This is a genomic window from Corynebacterium phocae, from assembly GCF_008693075.1.
GTDB lineage: Bacteria > Actinomycetota > Actinomycetes > Mycobacteriales > Mycobacteriaceae > Corynebacterium > Corynebacterium phocae.
In genome coordinates this window covers 188,098-205,766 of record NZ_VXKJ01000048.1, presented here as the reverse complement: position 1 = coordinate 205,766, position 17,669 = coordinate 188,098, and the positions used below count along the sequence as shown (strand labels likewise).

At 60.5% G+C, this 17,669-nt stretch carries 13 protein-coding genes; 9 read left to right on the top strand and 4 right to left on the bottom strand.

The features are described from left to right. Positions 1-17 precede the first annotated feature (17 nt). The 4 genes from F4V58_RS10655 to F4V58_RS10640 form a co-directional block, all read right to left on the bottom strand. On the bottom strand, positions 18-1,235 hold the full coding sequence (locus F4V58_RS10655) for a pyridoxal phosphate-dependent aminotransferase (protein ID WP_075735853.1): 1,218 nt from the start codon (positions 1,233-1,235) through the stop codon (positions 18-20). Positions 1,236-1,255: 20 nt separating this feature from the next. Beyond that, on the bottom strand, positions 1,256-1,897 hold the full coding sequence (locus tag F4V58_RS10650) for a DUF1707 SHOCT-like domain-containing protein (protein ID WP_075735851.1): 642 nt from the start codon (positions 1,895-1,897) through the stop codon (positions 1,256-1,258). Between the two features lie 84 nt (positions 1,898-1,981). Then, on the bottom strand, positions 1,982-3,400 hold the full coding sequence (locus F4V58_RS10645) for a cation:proton antiporter (protein ID WP_084559772.1): 1,419 nt from the start codon (positions 3,398-3,400) through the stop codon (positions 1,982-1,984). Between the two features lie 188 nt (positions 3,401-3,588). Further along, a complete protein-coding gene (locus F4V58_RS10640) occupies positions 3,589-6,393 on the bottom strand; it encodes a (Fe-S)-binding protein (RefSeq protein ID WP_211272748.1) in 2,805 nt (934 codons plus the stop codon). Between the two features lie 191 nt (positions 6,394-6,584). Here F4V58_RS10640 and F4V58_RS12600 point away from each other — a divergent pair, with 191 nt between their 5' ends. From F4V58_RS12600 to F4V58_RS10600, 9 genes are all read left to right on the top strand, one after another. Further along, positions 6,585-6,755 carry a hypothetical protein gene (locus F4V58_RS12600; protein ID WP_157105781.1) on the top strand — a complete coding sequence of 57 codons (171 nt, stop codon included), beginning with the start codon at positions 6,585-6,587 and terminating at the stop codon, positions 6,753-6,755. A gap of 356 nt (positions 6,756-7,111) precedes the next feature. Further along, the gene (locus F4V58_RS10635; protein ID WP_075735849.1) at positions 7,112-7,828 is read left to right on the top strand and encodes an SDR family oxidoreductase; all 717 of its coding nucleotides are present in this window, start codon (positions 7,112-7,114) and stop codon (positions 7,826-7,828) included. A 21-nt stretch (positions 7,829-7,849) separates the two neighbouring features. Next, a complete protein-coding gene (locus F4V58_RS10630) occupies positions 7,850-8,491 on the top strand; it encodes an isochorismatase family protein (protein ID WP_075735847.1) in 642 nt (213 codons plus the stop codon). A gap of 16 nt (positions 8,492-8,507) precedes the next feature. Beyond that, complete coding sequence (locus tag F4V58_RS10625; RefSeq protein WP_075735845.1) at positions 8,508-9,590, top strand: isochorismate synthase; 1,083 nt, start codon at positions 8,508-8,510, stop codon at positions 9,588-9,590. Positions 9,591-9,605: 15 nt separating this feature from the next. After that, a complete protein-coding gene (locus F4V58_RS10620; protein ID WP_075735843.1) occupies positions 9,606-11,276 on the top strand; it encodes a (2,3-dihydroxybenzoyl)adenylate synthase in 1,671 nt (556 codons plus the stop codon). Positions 11,277-11,293: 17 nt separating this feature from the next. Further along, positions 11,294-11,527, top strand: coding sequence for a phosphopantetheine-binding protein (locus tag F4V58_RS10615; RefSeq protein WP_075735841.1), 234 nt, complete (start codon positions 11,294-11,296; stop codon positions 11,525-11,527). Positions 11,528-11,540: 13 nt separating this feature from the next. Next, positions 11,541-12,776: an alpha/beta hydrolase gene (locus F4V58_RS10610; RefSeq protein WP_075736715.1), complete on the top strand. Its 1,236-nt coding sequence runs from the start codon at positions 11,541-11,543 to the stop codon at positions 12,774-12,776. A gap of 22 nt (positions 12,777-12,798) precedes the next feature. Beyond that, positions 12,799-16,917 carry a non-ribosomal peptide synthetase gene (locus tag F4V58_RS10605; protein ID WP_075735839.1) on the top strand — a complete coding sequence of 1,373 codons (4,119 nt, stop codon included), beginning with the start codon at positions 12,799-12,801 and terminating at the stop codon, positions 16,915-16,917. A gap of 28 nt (positions 16,918-16,945) precedes the next feature. Next, positions 16,946-17,533, top strand: a complete 588-nt coding sequence (locus F4V58_RS10600) for a nucleosidase (protein ID WP_075735837.1) — start codon at positions 16,946-16,948, stop codon at positions 17,531-17,533. The last annotated feature ends 136 nt before the right edge of the window (positions 17,534-17,669 follow it).

The window sequence follows — 17,669 nt, the reverse complement described above, 5'->3', positions numbered from 1 at the left end:
CGTGGCGCACACCCGGGCTACTGTTTGTAGCTTGCCAGGAAGTTTCCTAAGCGCTCAATAGCTTTTTCCAACTGCGAAGCCCACGGCAAGGTGACCACGCGGAAGTGGTCCGGCTTAGGCCAATTGAATCCAGTGCCCTGCACCATCAAAATTTTCTCCGACCGCAAGATATCCAACATGAGCTTGGCGTCATCGTGAATCTCATGCACCTCCGGGTCAAGCCGCGGGAACGCATACAGCGCCCCCATGGGCTTCACACAAGAAACGCCAGGGATCTCATTGAGCTTTTCGAAGGCCACATCACGCTGCTTTAGCAGCCGGCCGCCCTCCCCAGTAAGCCCATAGATAGACTGCTTGCCGCCTAACGCTACCTGGATGGCGTGCTGGGCCGGAACGTTGGCGCACAAGCGGGTGCCACAAAGCAGCTCGATGCCCTCGATAAGGCCCTTGGCGTGGCTCTTGGGCCCCGTAATAATCATCCAACCAGCGCGGTAACCGGCAACGCGGTAGGCCTTGGACAGTCCGTTGTACGTAATACACAGCAAGTCCGGTGCCAAAGAAGCAATGCTGATGTGCTTGGCGCCATCGTAAAGAATGCGGTCGTAGATTTCATCCGCGAGAATCAACAGCTCATGCTCCCGGGCGATATCAACAATGCTTTGCAAGACTTCCCGCGAATACACCGCGCCCGTGGGATTGTTAGGGTTGATGACCACTATGGCCTTGGTCTTATCCGAGATCTTGGCCTTAATGTCCTCAATCGAGGGGTTCCAATCATCTTCCTCATCGCACAGATAATGCACCGGGGTTCCCCCGGAAAGCGAGGAAGCGGCCGTCCACAGCGGGTAATCCGGCGCGGGAATCAAAATCTCATCACCATCGTTGAGCAAGGCCTGCGTGGTCATGGAAATAAGCTCCGATACGCCGTTGCCCAAATAGACATCATCAATGTCAAAAGTGGGGAAATCCTCCAACTCATAGCGCGTAACAATGGCGCGCCGGGCCGGAATAATGCCCTTGGAGGTGGAGTAACCCTGCGCGGTGGGAAGCGCCGCAATCATGTCACGCATAATGACATCAGGGGCGTTGAAACCAAACACCGCCGGGTTGCCGGTATTAAGCTTCAAGATGGAATGACCATCAAGTTCCATGCGTTCGGCCTCCGTGGTTACCTCCCCACGAATGTCATACGCCACACCTTTGAGTTTGTCTGCTTCTCCGAAAATACGCGCCATAACGCGCTATTCTATACGCCCTAACGCCGGTGCATACGGTCAATAGTTCGTTTTGCTAAATCCAGAGCCTCACCTGTCAACTCACCCGCCTGCAGGCGGCGCTGCGCCCACATCTCAGATTCCAGCTGCTTTTGCTCCGCGCGCTGCCTAGCCGTCAGAGCCCGCAGCTCGCGGATCTGTTGCCGCTCAATCTGGCGCGGGGACGGCACATGCCAGGAATCAGGACCAATCTTGGCCACGTAAAGCAGGATCCAAAGAATAGGTATCAGCGTGAACGCCCCCAGACCCGCTAGAAGGGCAAGCAACGAACCGGAACCGTCACCAGCGACAAGTAGCGCCACGCCTGCGAAGTTGAGCGCACCGCTGCCAATTAGCGCAGTGGCCAGCCGGGGCCTTCTTCCAGCTTGCCGCGCACGTTCTAGCTCAGCGCGGGAAAACTCCTTGGGCTCAACCTCCGCACGCACCGGGATGTCGCGAAAAATAGCTGCTAGCTCCTGCTGCGTGGTGGTTCTCATTACCCGGTCCGCGCGTTCCTCAAACTCCTCAATACTCAACCGCCCTTCCCCGACCGCCGTAGCAAGGAGGTTAATCGCGTCTTGCCGCTCAGCATCCGACGCCCGGACGCGGTTGCCGGCGGGGAAAGAATCAAAGCTATTAGTCACAAAAACCAGTGTAGGCCAGGTGCAGTAGCCTGTGTCAGCGGCACTCGGACTTAAAGTGCTTACCCTGCCAACTGGCCAAGGTACCTAAGACCTTTGTCCCGCATCTTCTTGAACCTTCTGCGCCTCACCGTCATCAACATCACACACCATGCCTTTGGCCAGATCCTCGTGGGAGTGCTCATCCTCGTCTTCATCAGTGTCTTGGCCATCGCCGGAGTCCGCCGGATGCTGACCGGCACTTTGCTTGTCCTCGTCATCAGAGCTTGAGGCTTTCCGGGGCTTCTTTGGGCCCACCAGCACAGCTAGTAACGGGAATATAGCAACAGTGAGCGCGCCACCAGCAATGAATATAGAAGCAGTTTCCGTACCCATAATCTCCGAATCAACCGCAATGGTGGTCACCGCAACGATGATGGGCAGACCCGTGGCCGCAAACAGTGCCACCTGCAGACGCTCCCGCCAAGTCTCCATCTCCGAGCCAGTGTGGTGAACATTTTCCCGCAAGAAAACAGGAAGACCGCGAGTAAACAAAATGAGCAACGGAATACCCAGAACCTTTAAAGGATTGCCAACAATGGAATCCCAGTTAATGGACATACCGGAAACCACAAAGAAGGCCGGAATCAACATGGAATGGAACACAATGTTCATTCGGTTCTCAAGGCTCTTGTGCATCTCTTCCGGAATAATGCGGTTGAAAATAATGCCGGCGGCAAAGGCACCCAGCACAATATCGAGTTCAAATACTGCCGCAATAGCCATCAGGATGGCTAGCACCGTGATAATTAAGCGCAGCGTAGTTTGGTTAGTGGCCCCCGCACTGGCAACAAACGCCTTGCGAAGCACCGGCAACATCTTTGCAATCAATTGCGGCGCGAACATCATCAAACCGGCAATGGCTATGAAACCTAGCAAGATGATCGCCGTCAAGAAGGTATCCCGTGTACCCAACAGCAGGGCCATAACTGTAATTGGAGCAACTTCACCCACCGCCCCGTGAATCATGACGGAGTTGCCAACCACGGTGCCGTTGAGTTTCTCCTGCTGCAAAACCGGCATGATAGTTCCCAACGCCGTGGACGTCAGTGCCAACCCCATGACCAGTGCCATGGAAAAACCGTCCACCAGGAAAAAGGCCCCCACAACACAGGCCGCTAGACACATGGTCCACGTCGACAGCGCGTTTTTAGCCTCACGGGATTTCATGGTGGAAAGATCAATTTCAAAGCCTGCAAGCAAAAACAGCGCGCCGACACCCAGCTCTTTGACCATGCCAATACCAGCGTCTTGATGCGCCACGTCCATGATTGACGGGCCAATTATCATTCCGAAGATGATCAGTAGGGCCACAGCAGGCATTTTCCGCCCCAGCATGAAAGAAACCAAGGGCGCGAGCAAGGCTGCGGCCATAATCCAGGCAAAGGACTTCAACGAGTCAGTGTATTCAGTTGCGCCAGCAGCTAAATAAATAGTGTCAGGGCCAAACCCCGCAGTAGAAAGCATGGAGTAGATCTTACGCAAGAGCCGCCGGTATTTAACTATTGAACGAACGTGTTATCAAGCGCACAGGTGTTTGGCTCACGCTAGGTGTCACAATTTTTGCAGTCCGAGCCAGGCACGGACTCTTTCGAGCAAGGTGACATGGCAAGGTATGGCGCCCGTTTCGGGCTTAAACCCCCGAGCACTTGGCCTTAACTTGGGGGCGGCGGTGGTAACGGAATTCCCGGTGCTGGCGGCGCAGCCGGTGGCGCTGGTACAGCTGGCGGCGGTGGCGTGGGGGCTGCCGGTGCCGCTCCAGCTGGTGGCGCTGGAGCTGCTGCAGGTGGCTGTGGTGGTGCTACTCCAGCCGGAGGCGGCGGTGGTGTGGGTGCGGCCGGTGGTGTTGGCACTGTTGGTGCTGCTGGTGCTACTCCAGCCGGTGGGGCTGCTACTGCCGGTGGTGTGGGCGCGGCCGGCGGCGATGGCACTGCTGGTACAGCTGGCGCTACTCCAGTCGGAGGTGCTGGTGGCGTTGGCGCTGCCGGTGGCGTTGGTACAGCTGGCGCTACTACGGGCGCTTGCGGTGGCGTTGGCACACCTGGTGCTGGTGGCGTGGGGGCTGCCGGTGCTGCTCCAGCCGGTGGAGCTGCTGCCGGTGGCACTGGTGGTGTTGGCGCTGCTGGTGCTACTCCAGCCGGAGGTGCTGGTGGTTTCGGAGGTGCTGGCGGTGTTGGCGCTGCTGGTACACCTGGCGCTGGCGCTGCTGGTGCTACTCCAGCCGGTGCGGCCGGTGGTGCTGGTGTTGTGCTTGCGTTTGCCGGTGGTGTTGGCACTGCTGGCGCTGGCGCTACTGGCGCTGCTGGCGCTGGTGCAGGGGGTTTGGGCGCTACGGGGGTTTTAGGTGCCGTGGGAGTGGGGGACTGCGTTACCTGCGAAGATTGTGGCCTGGAAAGGCGGCGGACGGGTTGGCCCAGGAAGGCCTTGGGGCGGGCGGTGGGCAGGTTGCCGTCGGCGTCAGTGATGGAGTTACGCAGCATGATGGCCACATCGTTGACGCGCGGGGCGGGGGAGTCACCGCCGGTGGCACTGGTCACGGCTTTGAGCCCGCCGGTGAACATGACATTGCAGAAGGGGCAGCCGGTGGCAACTTCCTCCGCGCCGGTGGCAACCGCCTGGGCGGAGCGGACTTCGTTGATGCGCTGGCCTTGCTTTTCCTCCATGAACATGCGGGCGCCGCCGGCACCGCAGCACATGGCGGTTTCCTTGTTTTGATCCATCTCCCGCAGCTGCACGCCGGTGGCTTCGAGTAGCTCACGGGGTGGGTCGTAGACCTTGTTGTGGCGGCCCAGGAAACAGGGGTCGTGGTAGGTAATGGGTTTGCGGTTATTCGGGGTGCGGGGGACGGGTTTGAGCAGACCCTCGCGGACTAGGCGGTTGAGAAGCTGGGTGTGGTGGAAGACCTCAAAGTGGCCGTCAAAGTCGGGGTATTCGTTGCGGATGGTGTTGAAGCAGTGCGCGCAGGTGGTGATGATTTTGCGCTGGGATTTCTCGGTGGCGTCAAAGTCGGAGAAAGCGCTGTTGAGGGTTTCCACATTCTGCTGGGCCATCATCTGGAAGAGGAATTCGTGGCCGGCGCGACGCGCCGGGTCCCCGGTGCAGGTTTCCCCGGTGGCCAGCACACCGAACTTGACCCCGGCGGTGTGCAGGAGCTGGACGGTGGCTTTGGTGGTGGCGCGGGCGGCATCGTCATAAGCGCCGGCGCAACCCACCCAGAACAGGTACTCCATGTCGGTGAAGTCATCCTCGCCGATGATGGGGACCTCAATGCCTTGGGCGCGGACCTCATCGATCCAGGTGCGGCGCTCAGAGTTATTGCGGCCCCAGGGGTTGCCCTTGTTCTCAATGTTTTTAAACAGGGAAGTCAGCTCGGAGGGGAAGTCGGATTCCGCCAGGACCTTGAAGCGGCGTAGGTCGCTGATGTGGTCAATGTGTTCAATGTCCACGGGGCACTGGTCCACGCAGGCGCCGCAGTTGGTGCAGGACCACAGGACGTCATCGTCAATCACGCCGGTGAGGTTGAGGACGTTGAGGTTGGCGTGCTGGTCCACGGCGGCGTCGCGTAGGTCGGTCATGAACTTCTTGGGGCTCAGCGGCTTGTCCGTGTTCCAGGCGGGGCAAAGATCCTGGCAGCGCCCGCATTCTGTGCAGGTGGTGGAGTCCAGCAGCATCTTCCAGCTGTGGAAAGTGACGTCTTCTTCCAGGTCCGGGGTGGGGAGTTTGCCCAGGGCTTTTTCCCCGCTGGGGTTGCGTTGGAAGAAGATGTTGAAAAAGGCTAAGAAGCGGTGCCACATGACACCCCATGTGAAGTAGCGGGAGATGGCCACGATGAACGCCAGGCCGGTGAGCAGCTTAAAGAGCGCCAATCCGGAGACTAGTGCGGGGCTGGCCGGCAGCAGGTGGGATAGCGGGAGGGAGACAAAATCCGTGGCCATGTGTCCGTGACCGTAGGCCGCAATTTTGGCGGCCTTCACAAACAGCATGCCCAGGCCTTCAGAGAAGACGATTGCCTCCACCAGAATTGCCGGCAGGGTTTGGGAGTTTTCAAACCGGGCTGGTTTCCGCCAGCGGATGAAAGCAAGGAAGCTAATGCCCAGGACCGTGGCTATGGCCAGGACTTCTTCCACCAGGTGATAGGCCGCCAGGTTGGATATGAGCGGCCACCCGCGCGCGGGCGCGAAGGTTTGGATGTAGGCCTCGAACCAGACCACTATGCCAAAGAGGAAGCCCACCATGACGGCCCAGTGCGCGGCGTTGACAAAGGGGCGGCCCTTGAAGTGCGTGTGGCCGAAGACCTCAACGATGACGCGCTTGAGGCGCCTGGCGGGTTTGTCCGTGCGCGTGACGGAGTTAGGTCCGCCGGAGCTGATAAACGCGTACATTTTCCACGCGCGGTAGAAGAAGTAGCCCCACACCGGAAGTGATGCGAGGATAGCTATCCAGCCGAACACGGAAGACATGGGGTAGTAGGGCTCCTTTTGGGTTTGCGCAGTTATCAAACAGCCTAAACCTTGGGAGCCAAAAAGTGGGAGTCAGTGCGGGCCGGCCCCTGTCCGGCTCTGTAATACCCTTTACCGCGGTGCAGCCGGTGTGGTAGGGTCCCGGTTCAGAAGCCAAGTGACTGCCAAGTCTATGAAGGAGTTCTTTTCTGATGGACGAACCTTCGGGGGGATTTACCGCTCTAGAACTGGCTATTTTGACTCCCGAAGAGTTAATGGGAGAAGTGCCGGAGTTTGACATTGACGCCTATCTGGAAGAGGGCCGTGGACTGCCACGAAGTCCTCTCGATCAATCGGCAAACTTGCTTGATCCGGGGAACTAGGTCCAAGCCCTTTCCAAAAACTGGCCGTTCCATCCAACCACTTGTAGCACTGAAAATGACGCTACCTGAATGACGCTACCTGGAACGTGTTAAACGTTGCTCGATACAAGGGGCTAAGTTGTCCAGGCGCAGTCAGGTTCCGCTATGTCCTTGAGGGCGGCAACGGCAGAAAATGAGGTAAACCTGTCCTAAAAACTGGCCATTTATCCGCGGTCGTGGTTCAATTGTTACGTCTTTCGGATGAATTTTATTACCAACCTTTGCATTGTTCTGGGGGAGGAATCCCGCACGCGCTCGTCTGCGTTGCGGGCACCTGGCCCTGTGCGGCGCAGGAAACCTTGAAGGAGCGTGCGGCCATGGCCACCTGGGACACCGGATTCCGGCACCTGTTGATAACGGGGGCTGGAGGGGGTATCGGCAAAGCAGTGCTGGACCTGGCAGCTGACAGTGGCGGCCAGGTTACGGCCTGGGACTTACCGGAAGTAGATGTGCGGGACGCAGAGGCGGTGCAGCAACATCTCCGCAAAGCCGTGGAGGCGCGCGGGCCGGTAGATGCCTTGATTCACGTGGCCGGCGTGATGGAACCGGACTGTGCGCTGGAGCCAGAAGATAACGCTAACTTCGCAGTGAATTTTGGCGGAACCGTCAACGTGGTAGCGCCCGTAGCGCGCCAGATGTGCCAGCAGGGCAGCGGCGCAGTTGTGGTGGTGTCCTCCAACGCGGCAACCACCCCGCGCGTGGGCATGGCCAGCTACGGTGCGTCCAAGGCGGCGGTTACCGCGTGGACAAAAACGCTAGCCCTAGAATGCGCGCCGCACGGGGTGCGCTGCAACGTGGTTTCCCCTGGCTCCACGCGCACACCCATGCTGGAAGGGATGTGGGCACCCGGCGCGGATGAATCCGCGGCCGTAATTGCGGGCAACCAGGACACCTACCGCCTGGGAATCCCGCTAGGCAAGCTAGCGCAACCGCAAGACGTTGCGGCGGCCTGCCTGTTTCTTATCTCTCCTGCCGCCGGGCACATCACCATGCACGATATGCGCGTGGATGGCGGAGCCACCCTCGATAGCTAGATTACGTAAAGGATATTTTCCATGGCTATACCTGCAATCCCCAACTACGACATCCCTCAACCCCCGCAGCGGCGCGCGGCCGCGTGGGAGCTTGACCCGCAGCGAGCGGCGCTACTAGTTCATGACATGCAGAACTATTTCATTGCGGCTTACGACCCGGGGCACGCGCCAATCAAACCGGTCATTGCCAACATCGCGCGGCTGCTGGAGGCTGCGCGAGAAGCCGGGGTGCCGGTGTTTTACTCGGCGCAACCGCCCCGCCAGCACCCCTTGCAGCGCGGGCTGCTGAGCGAGGTGTGGGGGCAGGGCATGCAGACGGAAGAAGAAGCAGGCATTATCACGGCGCTGGCACCCCAGCCGGGTGATGAGGTAATCACCAAGTGGCGCTATTCCGCGTTTGAGCGCACCGGTCTGGCACAGGCAATGTCCTTTGCGGGCCGGGATCAGCTGATAATCACCGGCGTATACGGGCACATGGGGTGCCAAGTCAGCGCGGGGGACGCCTTTATGAAAGATATTCAGCCGTTTATGGTTAGCGACGCCATCGCAGACTTTAGTGCCGGGGAGCACCAGCAGGCGCTGGAGTGGGTGGCAAAGCGTTGCGGTGTGGTGCTAGACGCAGCGGCGGCTTGTGAGGCCGTGTCTGCGGCGGCGGTTAGTTAGCGGGGATTCGGTAAAAATGTACAGTTTTATTTTTGCTGACCACTCGCGCACCCTGGCTGCGCGCGGGGTAGAAGTAGCGTTTACAACGCTGGCAGAAGCGGAAGGTTTCTTACAACAGCCGGGAAAGTTACTGGTGGGGGCCATCCCCTTCCACCGCAGGGACCCCGCCTACCTGTTCCAGCCGGACTCCTGGGAGTTTGGTGAAAAGCTGCCGCAGCTGGAAACCTGGCTGGACGCTCAGGTCATTGGAGTAGAAGACCACCCCAGCCCGCAGGAACACCAGCGGGCAGTCGCGCAGGCGGTGGAAACTATCAAGCAAGGCAGCTTGAAAAAGATTGTCCTGTCCCGGGCGCAGCGCTACCAGTTAGCGGCACCGGTTAGCGCGGAGGCCATCTTGGCTAAATACATGGCCACCGCTGGTACCGGATACGGCTACTTAACGGCCGTTGGCGGCGGCGCGTATTTTGTGGGGCCCAGCCCGGAGGTCTTAATCCGCAAACAAGGCCGCTGGATTGAGTCTTTCCCCTTGGCGGGCACGGCCCCGCGCAGCCACGACCCGGAGATCGATAACGCCCGTGCGCAGGCGCTGCTTACCTCCACGAAGGACCATGTTGAGCATGCCTACGTCACCGAGGGAATAGCTGAGGTACTGGGCCCGCTGTGCACTCACTTGGAGGTGCCCCCGCAGCCGGAGCTTATGCACACTGCCCACACATGGCACCTGGGAACCAAGATTGTGGGGCAGCTGGCCGAAGATATCTCCGCGCTGTCCCTGGCGCATATGCTGCACCCCACCGCCGCCGTCAACGGCCACCCGGCCCCTCAAGCGCGGGAGATGCTGGCGCGGCAGGAGCCTAACCGGAACTTCTACAGCGGTGTCGTGGGGTGGGCGGACTCCCAGGGCAACGGCGAATGGCGGGTATCCATCCGCAGCGCGCTCGTGGAGCCAGAAGCCATCACGGCCTATGCCGGCGGCGGCATCGTGGCGGACTCCGTGCCGGCGGAAGAACTCGCGGAAACCTCCGCGAAGCTGGGTCCCATCCGAGCGGTGCTGGGGTTAGAACCAGAGAAATTAACACTAAATACAGACGTGGATTAAGGCGAAAGATAAACAATGTCAGACTTGGTTAAACAGCCGGAATACTTCCCGCCAGAGCGGGCAAAGCAGTATCAAGAAAAGGGCTACTGGACTGAAGATACCTTTGCGGAGTTCTTTGCCACGTGTGCTGGAACTTTCCCGGACAATGAGGCCTTGGTGGCTAAGGATTGCCAGGGCGCGGCGCGCCGGGCAACGTACCGGCAGCTTAATCAGCAGATTACTGCGACGGCTGATTTCCTGGCCGGCCAGGGCATTAACCCGGAAGATTTTGTGGTGGTGCAGCTGCCAAATATCTACGAGTACGTGTTGGTTATTGGTGCCCTTTTTCGCTTGGGGGCGCGGCCGGTCTTCAGCCTGCCGGCACACCGGCGCGAGGAGCTGGGGCACTTCATTGCGCAGACCAAAGCCAAGGCTTTGATCTGTGCGGATAAGTACCAGGGTTTCAACCATCGGGAACTAGCGGAGAGTTTGCGGGAGGATACCCCTGAGCTTGCCGTTATCATTGCCAGAGCAGACGCGGGGGACAATGTGTGCTTGAGCCCTGCGGTGTGGGAAGGTGCGGATAGTTCCAGTGTGCGGGCCCTTGATGCTGTTAACCCCGTTTCTACGGACCTGGCTTTCTTGCAGGTTTCGGGTGGAACCACGGGAATACCCAAGCTCATCCCGCGCACGCATGCGGACTACCTTTATTCGGTCCGGGAGTCGGCCAAGATTTGCTGGCTGTCCCCGGCAACCCGCTTCTTGGTGGTTCTGCCGGTCTCACACAACTTCACCATGTCCTCGCCGGGCATCTTGGGCGTGTTCTGGGCTGGTGGTTGTGTAGTGATGACCGCTGATCCTTCCCCTTCCACCGCGTTTGGCCTCATTGCGGCGGAGGAAATCACCATGACCGCGTTGGTTCCACCCTTGGCGTTGGCGTGGCTGTCCTTGGCACCGGTGCTTAAACCCAACCTGGAATCTTTGGAGGTGCTGCAGGTGGGCGGTGCCAAGTTCACCCCGGAGGCAGCCCGCCGTGTGGCCCCGGAGCTGGGCTGCACACTCCAGCAGGTCTTTGGCATGGCGGAAGGTTTGGTTAACTACACCCGCTTGGATGATCCGGCAGAGCTGATTGAGACTACCCAGGGCAAGCCCATTTCACCGGATGATGAGATACGGGTTGTTGATGACAACGGGGAGGATGTAGTTCCCGGGCAGCGTGGCCACCTGCTTACGCGCGGACCGTACACCATCACCGGCTATTTCCAGGGCGCAGACCCCGGTTCTTTTACCGCCGGTGGGTTCTATTCCACGGGCGATATCGTGCGCCAGTTGCCCTCCGGTCACCTGGTGGTGGAGGGGCGATCCAAGGATCAGATTAACCGGGGCGGGGAGAAAATCTCCGCTGAGGAAATAGAGGATCACCTGATTTCCCATCCGGACATCCTGGACGCGGCGGTAGTGGCGGTTGCGGATGACTCGCAAGGGGAGAAGGTTTTTGCCTTCATCGTGCGTACGGAAGGTAGCACCGGTAAAGATCTGGACGCGGTGGCCGTACGGTCCTATCTTCGTGAGCGCGGCCTCGCGGAGTACAAGCTGCCGGATTTCTTCGAATTTGCGGCCAGTTTTCCCCACACCGGCGTGGGCAAGACCAGCCGCAAGGAATTACGCGCAATGGTCCAGCAATATGCCACCCAAAACAACAACTAGAAGGAAGTTTTAACAGTATGGCACTTTCAGAAGCAAAAATTCGCGCTGACCTGGCGGCGGCGGTAGACAACAACATAGGCGCAAGTGATCTTAGAGATGAGCAGTTGCTTAGCGACCTGGGGTTGGACTCCATGAAACTCATCATGTTGACCGAAAAGTGGCGTGCGGAGGGCCACGAGGTGGATTTCAACGAGCTCATCGCAGCGCCCACCGTTGGTGATTGGGTAAGCCTACTTACCCAGGATGCTTAGCAACCGCGGCGGCATGTTCTATACAGATGATGAGCTCATTGAGCTCTTCGCTACAAGTGCGAATCCTCGGGAGCTGTTCGCCAGGCTTAGCGCCGCGGGCACCCCACTGGTCCATCCCACGCGCCCGTTGATGACGTTTATCGTGGACACGGACACCTTGGGGGCGGCCCTCCCGGAGGAGCCGGTCCGTGAAGTACACCTGTGGATCAACCGCCTCACCGACAAGGCCCACCATGAACACGGAGTCATGCGCCAGGTCCCTGGGACCAGTGTGTGGGTTCGCACGGTGTACGTGCCCCCAACGGTCCGCGCCGCGTATTGTTTCCGCCTTAACGCGGGCGGGCATAGACCACCGGGGCACAACCAGTTCCCTCACGCGCGGGATCCCTTTGCCCGGGGCGGCACGGTGGTGGATGCCGGTTCGTGCGGGCTTTCCTTGCTGCTGGGTGCCCGCCAGTCCCCGAGTACGCAGTGGGCGAGACTGGACAGGCACCGCCCGGCCAGCTACCGCACCTTCACTGAGGGCGGAAAGCAATACTTCTGGTGGGCCCCTGCGGCCGCGTTCCAGGACTTGCCCTTGCTCATACTTGCCGATGCCGATGTCTGGTTCACCCGCCAACGCCTAGACCTGGTTTTAGGGCAGGCGATAGCCACTGGGAAGCTACCTCCGGTGGCGGTGATCGGCCGTGGCTTTGCCAGTGCTGCGGACCGCAAGGAAAGCTTGGGGTTAAACTCCCAGTTTCAGGCGGAGCTAACCTCCGGACTTGCGGGCCTGGCGCGCCGGGAGGCTAAGAATTCCGGCCACCAGTTGAGCGATTTGCCCCCAATTATTGCTGGGCAGAGCCTAGGGGCCTTCAACGCGTTGATAGCTGCCATGGACTCGCCCCAGGCTTTCAGTAGCGTCATTACCTATTCGCCCTCCTTGTGGTGGAGCCCCGCCCCCGGGGCTAGCCCGCGGGATTTGCACACGCAAATTACTCCCTGGCTGGTGGAACGCCTCTATGCCAAATCTGCCGCTGATTTTCCGGATTTCCCTATCGTCTATCTGGCGGCTGGACTACGGGAAGACCAGCTCTTGCCACACTGTCTGAACCTGGCCTTCGCGTTGGAAGATTGCGGGTGGCCGCACACCTATCAAACGGTTGATGGCGGCCACGACATAGCGTGGTGGCGCGAGCTTCTTCTTAGCCATCTGGCGGCCGCGCTGAAGGGCTTGCCCCCAGCCGCCCTTAATCCCAACTGTTTTTAGTCCCCGCCCCGGAAGGATCACCATGAGCACCCACTTTGCCCTCAACCCCAATCAGCAGGCCCTGTGGTTGGCCCATATGAGTGATCCCAGCGGGGCGCAGTACCAGACGGCTGAGCTGGTGGAGTTCCCCGCGGATGGTATGGATACCGGCTTGCTGGCGCGGTGTATCACCGACTGCCTGGAGGCGCTGGAGGTATTCCAGGCTCGCTACCCCAATCCCCACACCGCCGTGCGGGTGCCTAACCCCATCCAGGTCCGGCACCTTGACCACCGTGTTGACCAGCCGCTAGACCACGCAAGCCGGCTTATCACCACGGAAGCCGGTACGGAGCTCTCCGGCGCAGTACTGACCGCGCACTGGATCTTTGCCGGCGCAGATGGGCGCGTCTTTTGGCTCGCGCGCTTCCACCATATCTGCTGCGACGGCTTCTTTGTCAACACCCTGATCCGCTGGATTGCCGCTACTTTCAGCGCGCGCCAGGCGGGCCAAGGGGACCCACCAAGTCCCTTTCGGCAACTCCCTAGTGTGCCTGCGGGAACTGAAGTCCGCACCCCGGAACCGGCGGCCGCGACCGCAGATTTCTGGAAAGAGCTTCCCGTTTTCGCCCCGGATACCATCATGTCCGCCCCAGCTGCCGATACCCTGATGGTCCACGCCGCAGCCACCGTAGACGTTGCATCCCGCCAGCGGCTGCGGGCCTGCGCCAGTGCTGCGGGTGTGAGTGAGTTGGAGATTATTTTTGGTGCGGCGGCCCATTATTGTGCTGTCCTATCCGGATCGGACCAGTACATTAGCTTGGGACTGCCCATGATGAACCGCCCCATGGGTCAAAAGCTGGTGGAACAGGCCCCCACGGTCACAGTCTTGCCGTTGGTGGTAGCGCTGAACCCGGCGCGCTCACCCCAACTGGATTCTGCGGACGGTGTGACTGCCGCCGGAGTAGCTAGTGCGCTGGCACAGCTGCGCCAGCACTCGGACGTATTAGGGCACCAGATAAGGGTGCTGCGCGGGCTAAAGGACCCGCAAGCGCGCCTGGTGGGGCCCCACGTGAACTTCCGCCCATTCAGCCCCACGTTCGCCTTTGGGGATTGCCGCGCCAGCTTGCGCACCGTTTCGGTAGGCCCCATCAATGATTGCGAGTTCATCGTTGAATCCCGCAGCGACCAGACTTTGGAGATTCAGGTCATGGCGCGGGGCTCTAATCTCCGCGCGGACGTGGAAACGCACGCTGCTAGGCTAGCTAACTTCCTGAGCCATCTGCCGGAGCCCAAAGAGCTGTCCCGGCCGCTGTTCGCCGGGCGCAGCGTGGCCTTGCCGGCGGAACTATCTGCGATAGCCGCGAGCAACCGCACTAGCCACGATATGCCGGCGGCCAACCTCCCTGAGCTCATAGCGCGCACCCGCGCCGCAGCCCGGCCCGAATCCCACATCTTGGGGGTCTTCGATCCCTCCCGGGCGGAAGACTGGAAGGGTGGGCCCACGTGGCTTACCTGGCAAGATGTCTGGGACCAAGTTGACTCCCGCGCTCAGGCGTTGGCCGGTTACGGCTTGGGGCCGGGCCACGTGGTCGCTATCCACATGGAAAGGGGCGAGCAGTTTTTCTACGCGGTTGCCGCTTGCGCCCAACTAGGTGTGGCCTGGTGCCCGGTCGACCCAACGTTGCCGGTGGCGCGCCGCCGTCACATGGTGATAGCTTCCGGCGCCGGGCTGGTTATCACCACAGCCGGTGACCATGACCCTTCCGTAACTGGCGCAGTGCCCACACTGCACACCGCAGTAAAAGGCTTTAACCCGGAGGGCTTTCCCGGACACCGCTTCCAGCCAACCGTGGACCCGGAATGCGCGTACATCCTGTTTACCTCCGGATCCACCGGCGTTCCCAAGGCGGTGGCCGTGCCGCAAAGGGGTATCGTCAACCGCTTGGCATGGATGTGCGACTGGTACGGATTTGGGGAAAAAGACGTGCTGCTGCATAAAACCCCAAGTTCCTTCGACGTCTCCGTGTGGGAATACCTGCTTGCGCTTACCCACGGTGTCCCCACCGCTTTGGCGCTCCCACAATCGCACCGCAACCCAGCCGAAATCGCAGCTCAGCTCGTCTCATCCGGGGCCACCTTCTGCCACTTCGTGCCCTCGGCCCTCAAGGTCTTTCTCTCCTACATCTCCAGCGCGCAATGGCAGGCCGGTGCGGAGGCCTTCCGGCTGCGGGCGGTGATCTCATCCGGGGAGGCACTGGATAGTGCTACGGCTAACCGCGCGCGGGAGATCTTCGGGGCGCAGATCCATAACCTCTACGGCCCAGCGGAGGCCGCAATTGACGTCACCGCGCATACGGTGACGGGCACAGAGCAGACCATCCCCATCGGCGCGCCCGTCTGGAACACCCAGATTCACCTGGTGGACCACTATTTTGCTCCGGTACCTCCGGGCGTCCCCGGCACCTTGCTCATTGGCGGGGTGCAGGTTGCTTTGGGCTACTGCGGCCAACCGGAACTAACCGATGAGCGCTTCTTTTCCAACCCCCAGCTCCCAGCCACAGCCGGGCGGGTCTATAACTCCGGGGACATAGCCGCCTGGCGCAACGGGAGTATCCACTACCTGGGCCGCGCAGACTCCCAGGTCAAGATTCACGGCCAGCGCCTAGAACTTTCGGAAATATCCCAGGTTCTCAGCACCCACCCCCAGGTCAATGAGGCCGCTGTGGTGTTAAAACACCGCGGGGACAACCCCTACCTGGCGGCTTTTTACATCCCAACGAAACCCCAGTCCCCAACAGACCGCGCGGAAGATCTCTCCCGCGATCTCCGCGAGCTAGCCGCAGGCCACCTACCGGAATACATGGTTCCCACCTTCTACCTTCCAGTCCACACCCTGCCCCTAACCCCCAACGGCAAGCTTGATGTAGCGGCACTACCGGAACCTGCGCTCCCGCCCAGCGGCACGGCCCCCACTGCTAACCAAGAGCTAACTGACACCGAAAAGACGGTCCTCGAAGCGTTCTCCGCCATCTTGGGAACACCAGTGACGGACGTTGACGTCAGCTTCTTCGCTTTGGGCGGAAGTTCGCTCAGCGCGGTGGAACTAGGGATAAGGCTTGCCGGCGGCTCGGCGGATATCAACGTAGCGGATATTTTTGCCACGAGTACCCCGCGCGGCCTAGCCGCCCTGTTAGACAACCGCGCCGGTCCGGCAGGGGCTGGCGGTACGTCCCCTGACCCCACCTGGGATTCCAGCACCGCTGGACCGGACCACCCCGAACGTTCCGCGCGGGCCACTGGGCGCTCCGCTGATTCAAAGCCCGCGCCGCATACCCGCCGGGGCTTTTCCCCGGTAATGGAGTTCACCGCCTTCACGCAGGGCGCTCCAGTATTATGCTTTGCCCCTGCGGGTGGCCTGGCCTGGTCTTATGCCCGTCTAGTTCACGCGCTGCATACCGCGGACCCGGGATTTTCCGCCGGAATCTTTGGCATGCAGTCCTTGGGGATAGTGGAGGCCTCCCAGCGGGCGGAAAGTATCACGCAACAGGCATCGGCAGCAGTAGACTTCATCGCAGACCTGGCAAACATCCACGGTGTGAAGGCTGTACACCTGGTGGGCTGGTCAGTAGGTGGCGTGGTGGCGCACGAGGTAGCAACGCAACTAGCGCAGGCGCACCCGAAGATAGCCGTTGCTGGGCTCTACCTGCTAGACGCCTACCCGCCGGCCGTTTGGCAGCAGCTTACCCCGCCCACGGACGAGGAACTGTGGGCTGGAGTGTTGGCTATGGCAGGAATCAAGCTCGACGCCCAAGAATCCACAGACCCAGACACAGTCCTGGCGGCCCTCAAAGCCGGGAACAGTACCTTCGCCGCACTGGAAGACCACGAAATTCACGGAATCCGGACCATGGTTAAGCACAATGCCCGTTTAATGCGGGAACACACGGCCGGTAGTTACCCGGGGCACGCGCTGCATTACACAGCGGTTGCGGACGAGGCTGGCCGCTCCGAACTCATCCGCGCGAACGCCTGGCTGCCCTTGGTCGGGAACCTAGAGTCCGAGCGCTTTGAGGTTTCCCACCCTGGCATGGTGGGCCCCGAGGTGCTTCAAGACTTAGCGCGGAAAATAGTCTCCCGAACCCGCACTGGGGATAGGGCGTAGGCCGCGTGCTGCGCTAAGGTGTGTGGCTATGAGTCAAGAAAAAATCTTATTCGTAGCTGCCGTTGACGCCGAGGTCAAGCACCTGCCCAGCGACGCGGAACTGCTCATTACCGGGATTGGAACGGTCAATGCCGCCATGAAAGTCTCCGAGTACCTGGCGGCCGCCCGTGAGCGCGGCCAACTGCCTGACCGCGTGGTGAACCTGGGAACTGTGGGGGCACTCCGGGATGGCCTAGACGGCGTATTTGAGATATCCACCGTCATCAAGCATGACTGGAACCTGCTGATTGAGTCGGATATCCACCGCTACCTCCTGCCCGAGGTCATCGAGCTGGAGACCACCGGGCAGTTGCCCAGGCAGGGTCTGGCCACCGGCGACACCTTCGTGACGGACACCCAGTTGCGCAACCGCCTGGCTGAAGAATCCGGGCTCTGCGATATGGAGGGCTACGCCATTGCCGCTGCCTGCCAACACTTCGGGGTGCCACTGACCATGCTGAAGCAGGTGTCAGATCCGGCCAATGAGGAAACCGTGGGGCAGTGGGCAAACGCCCTTGACCGCGCCGCATTTGAGCTTGACCAGGCAGCGAAGAAGCTGGGCTTCCTACCGCACTAGGTCCCGGCGCAACTCGCGCGGCCTAGGTTCCCCAAGCCCCAACCCTGGACCGCGAACAGGAACCCGGAACCCGGCAACGCTAAAGGGCCTTGAACCACGGTGTGGTCCAAGGCCCTGAAGCGTCTCTATCTCTCAA